The organism is Stenotrophomonas sp. RIT-551 (assembly GCF_026241915.1).
Lineage (GTDB): Bacteria > Pseudomonadota > Gammaproteobacteria > Xanthomonadales > Xanthomonadaceae > Stenotrophomonas > Stenotrophomonas bentonitica_A.
This window is the reverse complement of sequence record NZ_JAPJIU010000002.1, coordinates 153,243-166,983: the sequence shown is the minus strand read 5'-3', so window position 1 is coordinate 166,983 and position 13,741 is coordinate 153,243. Positions and strand designations below refer to the sequence as shown.

Below are 13,741 nucleotides of genomic sequence, written 5' to 3'. Positions count from 1 at the left end.
TGAACCGAAACCGGCGCGTGGGGCACCGGCTTGGGTTCACCCCCATCCCCGGCGGGCGGGGATGGGGATGGGATACGGCTTAGATCTTGCCGACCAGGTCCAGCGACGGGGTCAGGGTCTTCTCGCCTTCCTTCCACTTGGCCGGGCACACCTGGTTCGGGTTGGCGGCGGTGAACTGGGCAGCCTTCAGCTTGCGCAGGGTCTCGGAGACGTCACGGGCGATCTCGTTGGAGTGGATCTCCAGGGTCTTGATCACGCCTTCCGGGTTGATGATGAAGGTGCCGCGCAGGGCCAGGCCTTCTTCTTCGATGTGCACGCCGAAGGCGCGGGTCAGCTGGTGGGTCGGATCGCCGACCAGCGGGAACTGGGCCTTGCCGACGGCCGGCGAGGTTTCGTGCCACACCTTGTGCGAGAAATGCGTGTCGGTGGTGACGATGTAGACCTCGGCGCCAGCCTTCTGGAACTCGGCGTAATGGTCGGCGGCGTCTTCAATCTCGGTCGGGCAGTTGAAGGTGAACGCGGCCGGCATGAAGATCAGCACGGACCAGTGACCCTTCAGGGTGCTGTCGGAGACCTTGATGAACTCGCCGTTCTGGTAGGCGTTGGCTTCGAACGGCTGGATCTGGGTGTTGATGAGCGACATCGTTGTTCCTCTTGGTGAAGGGGGTGGGTGAAGCGACCAACACAGGTTAGCGGCTCCGTTCCCATAAGGACAATCCATTGATTGCATCTATGCGATAGTCATAGGCTATCAAAAGGGTCTGATCCTGCGATGAATGGTGATGGCCATGGCCGTCATAAGCGTTGCAGCGCAATGACCAGCGGGCGGTGGCGAATGATCGCTTCAATAGCTTCTGCATATGCGCCGCGGTGGGAACCTGAACGGCGCGGGGCGCCTCAGTGCCGGAACGCCCGGTTTTCCCACGGAATTCGATAGCAGCTACGAATCTATATATGCAGTGGCGATGCGTGGCTTCAATCGCGTTGCTGCCGCCGAACGCCCCTGGCGCACGCCTGGCCGACCGCTGCCGGTGCACTACACTGCGCGCCCCGACGTTGCTCCGATCCGCCATGACTGCCGCCCCGCCAGACGTCCGCCAGCTGCTCGCCGATGCCGCCACCCGCCTGCCCGGTGTGGAGGGCAGGCACGACGCCGAACTGCTGCTGCTGCAGGTGCTGGAGCGTGAGCGCAGCTGGTTGTTCACCCACGCCACCGATCCGGTCGCGCCCGCGCAGGTGGCCGCGTTCGAGGCCCTGCTCGCCAAGCGCCTGGCCGGCGAACCGGTGGCCTACCTGCTGGGCCGCCGCGGCTTCTGGACCCTGGACCTGGAGGTCAGCCCGGCCACCCTGATCCCGCGCCCGGAGACCGAACTGCTGGTCGAGCTGGCGCTGGCGCGGTTGCCCGCGGATACCCCGCTGCGGGTCGCGGATCTGGGCACCGGCAGCGGCGCGATCGCGCTGGCCCTGGCCAGCGAGCGGCCGTTGGCGCAGGTGATCGCGACCGACCTCAGCGAGGCGGCCCTGGCCGTGGCAGCACGCAACGCGCAGCGCCACGCACTGGACAATGTCAGCTTCCGGCAGGGGGCGTGGTACGCGCCCCTGGCGGGCGAGCGCGTCGAGCTGATCGCCACCAACCCGCCGTACATCGCCAGCGACGACCCGCACCTGGCGCAGGGCGACCTGCGTTTCGAACCGGCCACCGCGCTGGCCTCCGGCCCCGATGGGCTGGACGACATCCGCCTGATCATCGACGGCGCGGCAGCGCACCTGCTTCCCGGCGGCTGGCTGCTGATCGAACACGGCTGGGACCAGGGCGAGGCGATCCGCGCGTTGTTGCAGCAGGCCGGTTTCCAGTCGGTCGCCACCGAGCGCGACCTGGAGCAGCGCGACCGGGTGAGCCTGGGCTGTCTGGCGGCCTGACCGCGTGCCGGCCCCGCGCCGACCCCGGGGCTAGAATGACCTGTCCACCGGGCCGCCGCGCAGCGTGATGCGGCGACTGTCATTCCACATGGAGTTCCTGTCATGCGTACGCTGTATCCCGCCATCACCCCTTACGACGTCGGCACCCTGCAGGTCGATGACCGCCACACGCTGTATTTCGAGCAGTGCGGCAATCCCGATGGCAAGCCGGTGGTGATGCTGCACGGTGGCCCGGGCGGCGGCTGCAGCGACAAGATGCGCCAGTTCCACGACCCGGCCAAGTACCGGATCATCCTGTTCGACCAGCGCGGTGCCGGCCGTTCCACGCCGCATGCGGACCTGGTCGACAACACCACCTGGGACCTGGTGGCCGACATCGAGACGCTGCGCGAGCACCTCAAGGTGGATCGCTGGCAGGTGTTCGGCGGCAGTTGGGGCTCGACCCTGGCACTGGCCTACGCGCAGACCCACCCGCAGCGCGTGACCGAACTGGTCCTGCGCGGCATCTTCATGCTGCGCCGCTGGGAGCTGGAATGGTTCTACCAGGAAGGCGCCAACCGCCTGTTCCCGGATGCGTGGGAGCATTACCTCAAGCCCATCCCGGCGGTGGAGCGCCACGACCTGATCTCGGCCTTCCATCGCCGCCTGACCAGCGATGACGAGGCCACCCGCCTGGCGGCGGCCAAGGCGTGGAGCGTATGGGAAGGGGCAACCAGCTTCCTGCACGTGGACGACGACTTCGTGAACAGCCACCAGGACCCGCAGTTCGCGCTGGCCTTCGCCCGCATCGAGAACCACTACTTCGTCAACGGCGGTTTCTTCGAGGTGGAAGACCAGCTGCTGCGCGACGCGCACCGCATCGCCGACATTCCGGGCGTGATCGTGCACGGCCGCTACGACGTGGTCTGCCCGCTGCAGAGCGCGTGGGAACTGCACAAGGCGTGGCCGAAATCGACGCTGGAGATCAGCCCGGCCTCGGGTCACTCCGCGTTCGAAGCGGAGAATGTCGACGCGCTGGTGCGTGCGACCGATCGCTTCGCGGGTTGATGGAGACGTGCCGACCAACGGTCGGCACCTGCCGGGTCACCCCCAGACGTCGCGCGGTGGATCACGACCGTTGGTCGTGATCGCCATCGCCCCGTGCACCATGCGGTGGATCACGACCGTTGGTCGTGATGCGGCCGCTACCAATCACCACCCAACAACGCCTCCGCCAACACCTGCAGCTTCGGTGAGGCCTGCCGCGAGGGCGGGTAGACCAGCGACAGCACCCGGCTGCGGCCTTCGAAGGGTTGCAGCACCCGCTGCAGCCGGCCGTCTGCGAGTGCATCGGCCACCGCGAAATCCATCACCTGCACGATGCCGATCCCGGCCAGTGCGCCCTCGACCAGCGGGTCGCCGCTGTCGAACACCATCCGCGCCGGCGGGGTGAACTCGCGCAGCTGGCCCTCGGCCTCGCGGAACTGCCAATCCACCAGCCGCCCGCTGCGCAGATTGCGCACCGCCAGGCAGGCGTGATCGTGCAGCGCATCCACGGTGGCCGGTTCACCGTGCTGCGCGAGGTAGGCGGGGGAGGCGACGGTGACCCAGTTCAACGGCCGCAGGGGGCGCGCCACCATGCGCACATCGCTGATCGGCCCGGTGCGCAATGCGGCGTCGAAGCCTTCCTCGACCAGATCGACCAGCCGGTCGTTGAGCACCAGCTCGAACTGCAGTTGCGGGTGTGCCGCCATCAACTGCCCGGCCAGCGGCACCAGCACCTTGCGCCCGAACATCGACGGCGCCGTCAGCTTCAGCACGCCCGACGGCGTGGAGGGGCGATCACCCAGCCGACGCTCGGCATCCTCCAGCCCGCTCAGCAGCGGCGCGCAGTGCTCGACGAACTGGCGGCCATCCGGGGTCAGGCTGACGTTGCGGGTGTTGCGGTGAAGCAGGCGCACGCCAAGCGCGCTCTCCAGCCGTCCGATCGCGCGCGACAACCCGGATTGACTGATCCCCAGCTGACCGGCGGCGAGGGTGAAACTGCGCGCCTCCGCCACCTGCACCAGCATGCGCACGGCGTTGAGATCCATGACGTCCTCCGATTCATGCGGATATGCATGACAGATATCGAAGTATCCGGGTTTATTTATGAAGCGTCATCAATGAGACTGCCCACCTTCTTACGCAGTACCGAGTCGGCATGACCTCCCCCCTGTCTCCCGCTGGCGCGCCGGCGCCCGCATTTCCACGCCTCGCCCTGGCTTTGCTGGCGATGGCCCAGCTGATCATCGCGCTGGATTCCACGATCATCTTCGTCGCCCTGCACGAGATGGGCACGCAGCTGCAGATCAATGCCCAGCAGCTGCAGTGGATCGTCAGTGGTTATACGGTGGCCTTCGGCGGCTGCCTGCTGCTTGGCGGCCGCGCGGCCGATCTGCTGGGCCGACGCCGTATCTATCGGCTCGGCATGGCGCTGTTCGCGCTGGCCTCGCTGGTGGGTGGGTTCAGCAGCAGTGCGTGGCTGCTGATTGCCGCCCGCGCGGTGCAGGGCATCGGCGCGGCGCTGCTGTTCCCGGCCACGCTGGCGCTGATCAACACGATCTATGCCGAAGGCGCGCCGCGCAACCGCGCGCTGGCGATCTGGTCGATGGCCAGCGCCGGCGGCCTGGCCTTGGGCACCCTGCTCGGTGGCGTGCTCACCCAGAGCTTCGGGTGGGCCTCGGTACTGCTGGTGATCGTCCCCTTCGCCGGTGGCTGCGCGCTGCTGGGCGGCTGGTGGCTGCCGCGCGATCCCGCGCCGCTGGCGGGCCGCTCGTTCGATCTGGCCGGCTGTGTCACGGTGACCCTCGGCGGCAGCCTGCTGGTGACCACGCTGGTGCAGGGCCCGGAGTGGGGCTGGCTGGCACCGCGCACGCTGATCTGTCTGGTGGTATCGGCGGTGATGCTGGCCGCCTTCGTGCAGATCGAACGCCGCAGCCGCGACCCGCTGATGCAGTTCTCGCTGCTGCGCCTGCGCAGCCTGCGTGCGGCGATGCTGCTGACCATGCTGTTCATGAGCAGCTACGGCGTGCAGTACTACTTCCTGGCGCTGTATTACCAGGATGGCTACGGCTGGAGTGCGCTGCAGGCTGGCCTGGCGTTTCTGCCACCCACCCTGGTGTGCACCTTCGGCATCCGCATCGCCGAGCGCATGCTCGCGCAGCGTTCGCCGCGCCAGGTGCTGGCGGTGGGCATGCTGGCCGGTGCGATCGGCATCGCTGCGGTCGCCGTTGCGTTGCCGTATGGCGCGACCTACTGGGCGCTGCTGCCGGGCATCGTGGTGCTCAGCCTCGGGCAGGGCATCACCTGGACCTCGATGTGGATCGTGGCCGGGCAGGGCGTGCCGGCCGCGCAGCAGGGCGTGGCCTCGGGCATGGCCGCCACCGCGCAGCAGATCGGCGGTGCGCTGGGCCTGGCGCTGCTGGTGATGGTGGCCAATGCCGGTCGTGGCAGCGCCGGTGCCAGCAGCGACGCGGCCCTGCAGGGCATGATCCACGCGCAGTACGGTGCGGCACTGTTCGCGTTGCTGGGCGTGGGCGTGGCGCTGTGGCTGCGGCCACAGCAGGACCGTGCAGCGCCCACGCCGGTGTGCGCGGGCGAAGGCTGAATCGATCACCAAGCCTTACGCAGGCGGCAGTGCGTCCAGTTGCGGCTGCAGGGCGGTGAAGATCCGCGCCAGGCGCTGTGCCCACGCCTGCTGGCCAGCGGCATCGGCAATCAGGTCCTGGCGGATCTCCAGCTCCACGTGCACCAGCCCGCGGCCTTCGCCATGCACCGGCACGGCGTAGTCGCTGGTGCTGCTGACGGCGTAGGGCTGGTTGTCGCCCACCACCAGGTCGCCTTCATCGCGCAGCGCCTGCAGCAGGGGAAGCGCGAATCGCGTGTCGCGGTGGTACAGCACCCCGGCATGCCAAGGCCGCGCAGCGTCATTCATCACCGGGGTGAAGCTGTGCATCATCACCAGCACCGTCGGCCGGGCCTGCGCTTGGCGGGTATCGAGCTCGGCATCGATGCGCGCATGGTAGGGCGCGTGGATCGCGTCGATGCGCTGCTGTCGCTGCGCCGCTGTCAGGCGCTGATTGCCGGGAACGACGGTAAGGTCACTGACCGCCGGCATCAGCGTGGGCGAAGCCAACGGCCGGTTGCAGTCGATCACCAGCCGCGAATATGTCTGCGTGATCGCCCAGGCATCCAGCAGCCGTGCCAGTTCCACGGTGACCCCGGCGATGCCGATGTCCCAGCCGATGTGGCGGTCCAGCTCGGCCTGCGGCAGGCCGAGATCGTCCAATGCGGCCGGCACCTGCTGGCCGGCGTGGTCGGCGATCAGCACGAAGGACGAACGGCCCTGCGCCTGATGCACGGTGAACGGCGCCGGGTCGGCCGGCCCGAGCAGTGATGCGCCGGTCTGTGGATGGAACAGCGAATCAGCCACGCGGGGTCCCGTCCAGGTGGTGTTCGATCATCCACAGCCCGGCCCACAGCTTGGCATCCAGCTCGTAGCCCTGGCCCATCTTTTCGACCAGCCACGCCGCGGCGCGGGCGCGGGGAATCTCGTGCACGGTGATGTCTTCGCTGGCATCGCCGCCGCCTTCACCGACCTTGCGCAGGCCGGTGGCACGCACGAAGGCGATCTTCTCGCTGCTGGCACCGGAGGAGGTCGGGCCGATCATCAGCACTTCAGCGTGGTCGGCGGTCCAGCCGGTTTCTTCCTCCAGCTCGCGCACCGCCGAGACCTCGATGGATTCACCGGCATCGATGTCGCCGACCAGGCCGGCGGGCATCTCGATGGTCCTGGCCTGCAGCGGTATGCGGAACTGCTCGACGAACAGCACGGTATCTTCGGGGGTGACCGCAATGATGATCGCGGCCAGGCCACCGGCGTGGGTACGCTCGCTGTACTCCCACGTGCCGCGCACGACCATGCGCTGGTATTTGCCTTCAAAAACGACCTTGGGGGCTTGCGTATCGGGGCTCATGCGAACTCGCTGGCAACGGAAGAGGAATCGGACAGGCCGGCGGCGGCGAACAGGCGGCGCCGGGTCAACGGGCCGAAACGCAGCGCATCGCACAGGCCCTGCAGCATCTGTGCATCGGCCACGCCCCGGCTGAAATCGGCAGCGGCGCCCGCCAGCGGCGCATCCAGCGCGATGGTGGTCAGCTGACGCCACAGCAGCGCATGCTCGCGTTGTTCGCGCAGGCGTACGGCCATCTGCGCGGCACCGCGCAGGCGCAGGAACGGCACTTCATCCAGGCGCTCATACAGCACGTCCAGGCTGCCGAAGTGGGCCAGCAGCACGGCGGCGGACTTGGCACCCACGCCGGTCACGCCGGGGATGTTGTCGACCGCATCGCCGCACAGCGCCAGGTAGTCGGCGATCTGGTGCGCATGCACGCCGTGGCGCGCCTTGACCCCGGCCATGCCCCAGCGCTGGTTGCGTGCGTAGTCCCACTGTTCGTCATGCTCGAACAGCAGCTGCGAAAGATCCTTGTCGGCGGAGATGATCACCCCGCGCATGCCGGCGTCGCGGCGTGCGTGCAGGGCGCTGCCGATCAGGTCATCGGCCTCGTACTCGTGGTGGGCCAGCACCGCCAGGCCCAGCGCGGTGCACAGCGCCTTGCAGTGCGCGAACTGGCGGCGCAGCGCATCGGGCGCGGGATCGCGGTTGGCCTTGTAGGCAGCGTAGATCCGATGGCGGAAACAGCTGTCCAACGCTTCATCGAAGGCGATGGCGATGTTGGCCGGGCGCTCGCGTTCGAGCAGGTCGAGCAGGAAGCGCGCGAAGCCGTGCACGGCATTGGTCGGCCAGCCCTGCTGGTCCTGGAATTCGTCGGGCATCGAGTGCCACGCGCGGAACACATACAGGCTGGCATCGACCAGATACAGCGGCGCACGCAGCGGCGGCGGGGGCATGCCCGGGCCGGCGGGAAGGGCGGACATCTCAGCCCTCCCAGTCCTGCAGCAGCGCGGCCGGGTCCGGACGCTCACGCTCGGGTACCTCGGTTTTCGGGGTGCCGATATGGATGAAGCCGGCGATCTGCTCGCCCTCGGCCAGGCCCAGGCGGGCATGCACGGCCGGGTCGAACGCCATCCACGCGGTCAGCCACTGCGCCCCGAAGCCCAGCGCCTGGGCGGCCTGCAGCAAGGCAAAGCAGACGCAGCCGGCGGTCATCAGCTGCTCTGCCTCGGGCACCTTGGCGCTCGGGCGCGGGCTGGCGATGACGGTGATGATCAGCGGGGCATGGGAGAAACGCTGGCGATCCTTGTCCAGCTGGGCCGGCGAGACCTGGGGGTCGCGCTGGACGGCGCGCTCGGCCAGGAACGCACCCAGACTGTGACGCGCATCGCTGGCGATCCGCAGGAAGCGGTAAGGCACCAGCTTGCCGTGGTCGGGTACCCGCACGGCCGAGGTCAGCATCCGCAGCACGGTGGCCGGGTCGGGGCCGGGTTCACCCAGTTGCTTGGCGGGGACCGAACGGCGTGCATCCAGGGCGTGCAGGGCGGAGGGGACGGACATGGGTTCTCAATCAGACTTAACGATGCCCCGATTATAGTCGCGACCGTTTGTGACACGGCCTCGGACGATCTCGGTGCAATTTGCGACAAAACGTGATGAACATCACCTAATCAGCGGACTTCCTTCACGTGGCTGTACTCGCTTCCACGGCCTGCTGCGCTTACGATACAAAGCCTGCCGGGCCACCGGTGATGAGGTTTAAAGTGTCGACTGCTTCACTGTCTTTGATCGGTCGGCCGGCCTACCATCCGAGCGTGGGCGCATGGGGTGCGCCGGCGTTCGTTGTATCCATGTTGTACTCAGTGCCTGCGAGGGTGGGGAGCCTTTTCGCATGATCGCCACGCCCAATGTAGGGGGGCACCCGGGCCGTGACCCGGCGTTGTTGAAGATGGCCCGCGAGGCCGTGCTGCCAGGGCTGGTCGAGTCGTTCTCGACGGTGCTGGCGCGCTTTGACGATGTGTTGTTCGACCGTGCCGGTGACGCCGGCGCCTCGCAGTTGCTGTTCCTGGATGGCATGCGCGAGCTGCGCCGCCGCCGGGACGACATCGTGGCCGGCTTCAGCACCCACCTGGCCCAGGCCTGGGAAGCGCTGGAGCGGGGTGAACCGCTGTCGGCCGAGGCCACCCTGGCCGGGCAGGTCGAGGACGGGCTGAGCCTGGTGCCCGAGCATGTCCTGGAATCCCGCTTGGCGGTGCGCAACTTCGCCACCGTGCTGCTGCGTGACTTCAAGCCGGTGCTGTCGCGGCTGGACCGCCGCCTCGGCCTGATCGCCGGCGCGCTGGAGCTGCAGGCCGATACCAACCCGATCAGCCCCGAGCATCTGGGCGTTGCCATCCATGAGGCCTTCGCCGACTGTGAACTGGCCCCGGAAGTGCGCCTGGTGTTGATCAAGCTGTGCGAGCGCGATCTGCATCAGCCGATCGGCAAGCGTTACGAGTACCTGGATGAACAACTGGCCGCTGCGGGCGTGATGCCGCAGATGGCCGCGCGCCGGCCGGCGCCGCGTGCACCCTCGCCGCCGCCGCGCGACGAGCGCGATGCATTGGATGGGTTCCAGGCCGAGGCCGGGATGGGATCGGCGGGCGACGAAAGCCAGGCACCGGCCTGGGCGCGTCGCTTCGCCGACCGCTGGGCCGAGAGCCGGGGCCGCCTCCAGGGCGGCGGACAGGGCGGGTACGAAGGGCCGGGTGAGGGCGGTGACAGCCTCGGCGGCAACCAGGGCATGCTGCTTGATGCCCTGCACGAACTGCTGCAGCAGACCCGCCATGTGCGCGAGGACGCCACCTCGGCGGCCAGCGTCGCGGTGGGCCAGCAGCGCCCGTTGAGCCAGCGCGAGATGATGTCGGTGCTGTCGCTGCTGCAGGCCACGCCGAGCGCGACCCTGCGTGCGGCGATCGGCGAAGACGGCGAATCGCTGGCGCAGCGCCTGAAAAGTGAAGTGCTGTCCGGTGCGACCCGGCTGGGGGTCGACCCCGCGCAGGCCCGGCTGGACCCGCAGGACGAGGACGCGATCGATCTGGTCGGCATGCTGTTCGATGTAATGCTCGACGAGCGCGACCTGGAAGGCCGCTCGCGCGAGCTGATCGGCCGTCTGGTGGTGCCCTTCGTCAAGGTCGCCATGCTCGATCGCCGCATGTTCGTGCAGAAGACCCACCCGGCGCGCAAGCTGCTCAACTCGCTGGCCGAAGCCTGCGAGGGCAATACCGGCGAGAGCCAGGCCGAGCGCGTGCTGATGGGCAAGGTCGAAGAAATCATCGAGCGGCTGGTGGCCGAGTTCAATGAGAACCTGGCGATCTTCCTGACCCTGGAAGAAGAATTCCGCGAGTTCCTGACCCAGCATCGTCGCCGGATCGAGATCGCCGAGCGCCGGGCCGCCGAGACCCAGCGCGGCCAGGAAAAGCTGGAGATGGCGCGCCAGCGCGCCACTACCGAACTGGACCGCCGTATTGGCGATACCACGTTGCCGCAGGCCATCGGCGAGTTCCTGCGCCAGCCCTGGCAGCACCACCTGACCCTGACCGTGCTGCGCGAAGGCGAAGACGGGGCGTCGGTCGGTGAGGCGCTGAGCCTGGCCGATGGCATGCTGGAGGAAGTGGCCGAGGCCCGCCGCCATATCGTCGGCAAGCCGTGGCTGCAGGCCTGGCATCCCGCGCTGCGCAAGGTGTTCGCCAGCGTGGGGGTGCACGCCGATGCAGCCACCAGTGCCATCGACGCGCTGCACGACACCCTGCAGGGCATCGCCGAATCGCGCCCGGAGCTTGAGCGCGCGCTGCCCGAACTGCCGCAGGTCGCGCTGCCCTCGCCACCGGCCCAGGAATCGCCATCGGTGGAGCTGGGCAGCAAGGTGGATGTCAGCGATTTCGACAATGCCGATGCCGACCGCTTCCGCGGCCTGGAGATCGGCAGCTGGCTGGATTTCGTCGACAAGGACGGCAAGGTCCAGGCCGGCAAGCTGTCCTGGGTGAGCCCGATTTCCCAGCGCCTGCTGTTCGTCAACCGGCGCGGGGTGCGCTTCTGCGTGGCCTCGCCGGAAGAACTTGCCGTGATGGTGCGCTTGGGTCGCCTGCGGGCGCATATCGACGATGGCGCCTTCGACAGTGCCATGCAGGGCGTGATCGATCGGCTGGATACCAGGAACGCCACCGTGCATTGAGCCCGGAGGGCCACCTTGGCCTGACGATCAGGTTACGATCAGCCCACAATCCGCTGATCGTCGGGGACAGGCATGGCTGTCGAGGTGTTGGTGGTAAAGGAGCACGCGCCGGGGGAACGGCGCGTGGCGATGACGCCGGAAACGGCGCGCAAGCTGATCGCGCTCGGCGCAGGCGTGTCATTCGAACCGGGTGCCGGGTTGGCGGCCGGCTTCCCCGATGCGCTGTATCAGGAGGTGGGCGCGCAGCCCGCCGATGACACCCGCCTGGCCCAGGCCGACATCGTGCTGTGCGTGCAGCCTCCCGCCAATGACCGCCTTGCCCGGTTGAAACCGGGCGCCAGCCTGATCGGGATGCTGCATCCGCAGGCCGATGCCGAGCGCGCCGGGCTGATCCAGTCGCGCGGCCTGCAGGCGTTTCCGCTGGAGCGCTTGCCGCGTACCACGCGGGCCCAGTCCATGGACGTGCTCAGTTCGCAGGCCGGCATGGCGGGCTACAAAGCCACCCTCATCGCGGCGCAGCGCGCGCCGCGCTTCTTCCCGATGCTGACCACCGCTGCGGGCACGATCCGCCCCTCGAAGGTACTGGTGGTCGGCGCCGGCGTGGCCGGCCTGCAGGCCATCGCGACCGCCCGCCGTCTCGGCGCGCAGGTGGAAGGTTTCGATGTGCGTCCGGAAACCCGCGAGCAGATCGAATCGCTGGGCGGCAAATTCCTTGACCTGGGTGTGAGCGCGGTCGGCGAAGGTGGTTACGCGCGGCCGCTGACCGATGAGGAACGTGCCGAGCAGCAGCGCCGCCTGGGCGAGCACCTGCGCACGGTGGACGTGGTGATCTGTACCGCCGCCGTGCCCGGCCGGCCCGCGCCGAAAATCGTCAGCACCGCGATGGCGCGTGGCATGAAACCAGGCAGCGTGATCGTCGATCTGGCCGCGGAAACCGGCGGCAACTGCGAAGCCACCCAACCGGGCGAGGTGGTGGACCTGGACGGCGTGCTCATCGACGGCCCGCTCAACCTGGCCAGCCAGGGCGCGGTGCATGCCAGCGAGATGTACGCCCGCAACGTCTACAACTTCGTCGCGCTGTTCCTGAAAGACGGCGCCGTCACCTTCGACTGGGACGACGAACTGCTCGCGAAAACCCGCTGGGTCGCCGCCTGAAAAAACGGGGACGGGGATAGTTGATAACTACCCCCGTCCCCGTTGTTGGTCGTTGCTTCAGTGCTTCGGCGCTTCAGCGCTTGGACGGCGGCGCAGCAGGGGCGGGGTTGGCCTTCAGCCACGCCTTGCGTTCGTCCGGCGTCATCCGCGCCCAGCGGTCGCGCAGCTCCTGCCGTTGCGCCGGGCTCATGCTGCGCATCTGACCGAACAATGCGCGCGCCTGCTCGCGCTGCTCCGGCGTCATGTTCTCGAAACGGTGGCGGCCGCGGTGCGCCTGCGCGCGCTGCTCCGGGGTCATGGTCAGCCAGCGCTGGCCGTGCTGCAGCATGCGCTCGCGCTGCGGGGCAGGCGCGTCGTTCCAGCGGTCACGCACGGGCGCGATCAACGCCTCGCGCTGCTGCGGGCTGAGCGCGTCCCAGTCCGGCAGCGGGGCGGTCTGCGCCCAGCCCGCCGCACTCAAGGTCAGCCATACCAGCCCCAGGGACAGTCGCAGTTTCATCATCACTCCATTGCCAGGTCGGTGCCGCCCAGCCACAAATACAGATCGGGATTCTCGTCGAGGACATCGCTGCTGTCATCGGTGGCGCTCGCCATCACCGGTGCCGGCGGGGCGCTCGATTCGCCCAGGAGGAAACTGTAGCCCAAGGCGAGGGCGACCACCGCCGAACAGGCCGTCGCCATCCACCACGACGGCGCATGCCGCTTGGCCGGTGAGGCCGCATGGCGCGCGCTGCGCAGCCGCGCCAGCGTGGTCGGCGAGAGCGTATCCAGCGCCTGCGCATGCAGCTGCCGCAGGGCGGCATCGTCAGGCATCGAAGGGGGCAGGGGGCGGTTCACAGGGCGATCTCCAGAGACTGCTGCAGCGCCTGGCGGGCGCGCGAAAGATGGGTTTTGACCGCGCCTTCGCTGCAGCCCATGGCCTTGGCCGTGGTGGCGCCATCCAGGTCCTGCAGCACGCGCAGGGTGAAGGCCTCACGCTGGCGCGCGGGCAGCTCCCGCAGCGCCTGCACCAGTTGCGCGTACTGGTCGCGCTGCTCATGGGCCTGGGCCGGACCGGGGGCGCTGTCGGCCCAGTCGATATCGTGGTCGCCGCCGGCCTCGTCGCTGCTGCGCCAGAACTTCAGGCGGAAGCCACGGCGGCGCTGCAGGTCGACCACGCGGCGGCGCAGGATGCTCCAGAACAACGGCGCCCATTCGGCGGCGGGTTTGTCGCGATAGCCGAGCATCTTCAACATGCTGTCCTGCACCGCATCCAGCGCGTCCTCGCGCTGGCGCAGGCCCGCTTCGGCGAAGCGGAACGCGCGCGGGCCGATGCCAGCCAGGAAGGCGTCCAGCGACACCGGCAGCGCCACCTCGGGCGTGGCGGGCAGGTCGGCATCCGTCGACGGTAGGGGAGAGCTCACCAGCACAGGGTAGCGTTCCGGCAGGGGGATACCGTGAGAACGCCCCGGGGCGGGCGTGGTTGACCGGCCTGCCC

General features: G+C 68.6%; 14 protein-coding genes. 5 read left to right on the top strand and 9 right to left on the bottom strand.

The genetic code is table 11. The features are described from left to right. Positions 1-79 precede the first annotated feature (79 nt). Positions 80-643, bottom strand: a complete 564-nt coding sequence (gene ahpC, locus ORK51_RS03430; protein ID WP_019182410.1) for an alkyl hydroperoxide reductase subunit C — start codon at positions 641-643, stop codon at positions 80-82. A 428-nt stretch (positions 644-1,071) separates the two neighbouring features. Between ahpC and prmC the strand changes: the two genes are divergently transcribed. Both prmC and pip read left to right on the top strand, forming a co-directional pair. Continuing rightward, entirely contained in the window at positions 1,072-1,920 is an 849-nt protein-coding gene (prmC, locus tag ORK51_RS03425) for a peptide chain release factor N(5)-glutamine methyltransferase (RefSeq protein ID WP_266084037.1), read from the top strand. A gap of 102 nt (positions 1,921-2,022) precedes the next feature. Further along, positions 2,023-2,967, top strand: coding sequence for a prolyl aminopeptidase (pip, locus tag ORK51_RS03420; protein ID WP_266084035.1), 945 nt, complete (start codon positions 2,023-2,025; stop codon positions 2,965-2,967). 137 nt (positions 2,968-3,104) lie between these two features. Here pip and ORK51_RS03415 read toward each other — a convergent pair whose 3' ends face one another. After that, complete coding sequence (locus ORK51_RS03415; RefSeq protein WP_046271989.1) at positions 3,105-3,992, bottom strand: LysR family transcriptional regulator; 888 nt, start codon at positions 3,990-3,992, stop codon at positions 3,105-3,107. Positions 3,993-4,102: 110 nt separating this feature from the next. Here ORK51_RS03415 and ORK51_RS03410 point away from each other — a divergent pair, with 110 nt between their 5' ends. After that, on the top strand, positions 4,103-5,548 hold the full coding sequence (locus tag ORK51_RS03410; RefSeq protein ID WP_070426667.1) for an MFS transporter: 1,446 nt from the start codon (positions 4,103-4,105) through the stop codon (positions 5,546-5,548). A gap of 15 nt (positions 5,549-5,563) precedes the next feature. Here ORK51_RS03410 and ORK51_RS03405 read toward each other — a convergent pair whose 3' ends face one another. From ORK51_RS03405 to ORK51_RS03390, 4 genes are read right to left on the bottom strand one after another with little or no spacing between them, the layout of a single operon-like run. Next, positions 5,564-6,373, bottom strand: a complete 810-nt coding sequence (locus tag ORK51_RS03405) for an N-formylglutamate amidohydrolase (protein ID WP_266084030.1) — start codon at positions 6,371-6,373, stop codon at positions 5,564-5,566. After that, a complete protein-coding gene (locus tag ORK51_RS03400; RefSeq protein WP_019182404.1) occupies positions 6,366-6,917 on the bottom strand; it encodes an NUDIX hydrolase in 552 nt (183 codons plus the stop codon). Before ORK51_RS03400 ends, ORK51_RS03405 begins: the two co-directional genes overlap by 8 nt. Beyond that, positions 6,914-7,879: a 5'-3' exonuclease gene (locus tag ORK51_RS03395; protein WP_429000606.1), complete on the bottom strand. Its 966-nt coding sequence runs from the start codon at positions 7,877-7,879 to the stop codon at positions 6,914-6,916. Before ORK51_RS03395 ends, ORK51_RS03400 begins: the two co-directional genes overlap by 4 nt. Position 7,880: 1 nt before the next feature. Beyond that, positions 7,881-8,456: a nitroreductase family protein gene (locus tag ORK51_RS03390; RefSeq protein ID WP_266084027.1), complete on the bottom strand. Its 576-nt coding sequence runs from the start codon at positions 8,454-8,456 to the stop codon at positions 7,881-7,883. Between the two features lie 331 nt (positions 8,457-8,787). Here ORK51_RS03390 and pacR point away from each other — a divergent pair, with 331 nt between their 5' ends. Beyond that, positions 8,788-11,109: a PacR family protein gene (gene pacR / locus ORK51_RS03385; protein ID WP_266084026.1), complete on the top strand. Its 2,322-nt coding sequence runs from the start codon at positions 8,788-8,790 to the stop codon at positions 11,107-11,109. Positions 11,110-11,181: 72 nt separating this feature from the next. Further along, positions 11,182-12,264, top strand: a complete 1,083-nt coding sequence (locus ORK51_RS03380) for an NAD(P) transhydrogenase subunit alpha (RefSeq protein WP_266084024.1) — start codon at positions 11,182-11,184, stop codon at positions 12,262-12,264. A gap of 73 nt (positions 12,265-12,337) precedes the next feature. Here ORK51_RS03380 and ORK51_RS03375 read toward each other — a convergent pair whose 3' ends face one another. Genes ORK51_RS03375 through ORK51_RS03365 form a run of 3 tightly spaced genes read right to left on the bottom strand, consistent with a single transcriptional unit; the run spans position 12,338 to position 13,673 of the window. Further along, positions 12,338-12,766 (bottom strand): DUF3106 domain-containing protein, encoded by a 429-nt coding sequence (locus ORK51_RS03375; RefSeq protein ID WP_019182399.1) that lies wholly within the window; start codon positions 12,764-12,766, stop codon positions 12,338-12,340. Beyond that, positions 12,766-13,101 carry a hypothetical protein gene (locus tag ORK51_RS03370; RefSeq protein WP_421116534.1) on the bottom strand — a complete coding sequence of 112 codons (336 nt, stop codon included), beginning with the start codon at positions 13,099-13,101 and terminating at the stop codon, positions 12,766-12,768. Before ORK51_RS03370 ends, ORK51_RS03375 begins: the two co-directional genes overlap by 1 nt. Beyond that, positions 13,098-13,673 carry an RNA polymerase sigma factor gene (locus tag ORK51_RS03365; protein ID WP_261997703.1) on the bottom strand — a complete coding sequence of 192 codons (576 nt, stop codon included), beginning with the start codon at positions 13,671-13,673 and terminating at the stop codon, positions 13,098-13,100. Before ORK51_RS03365 ends, ORK51_RS03370 begins: the two co-directional genes overlap by 4 nt. Positions 13,674-13,741: the final 68 nt, after the last annotated feature.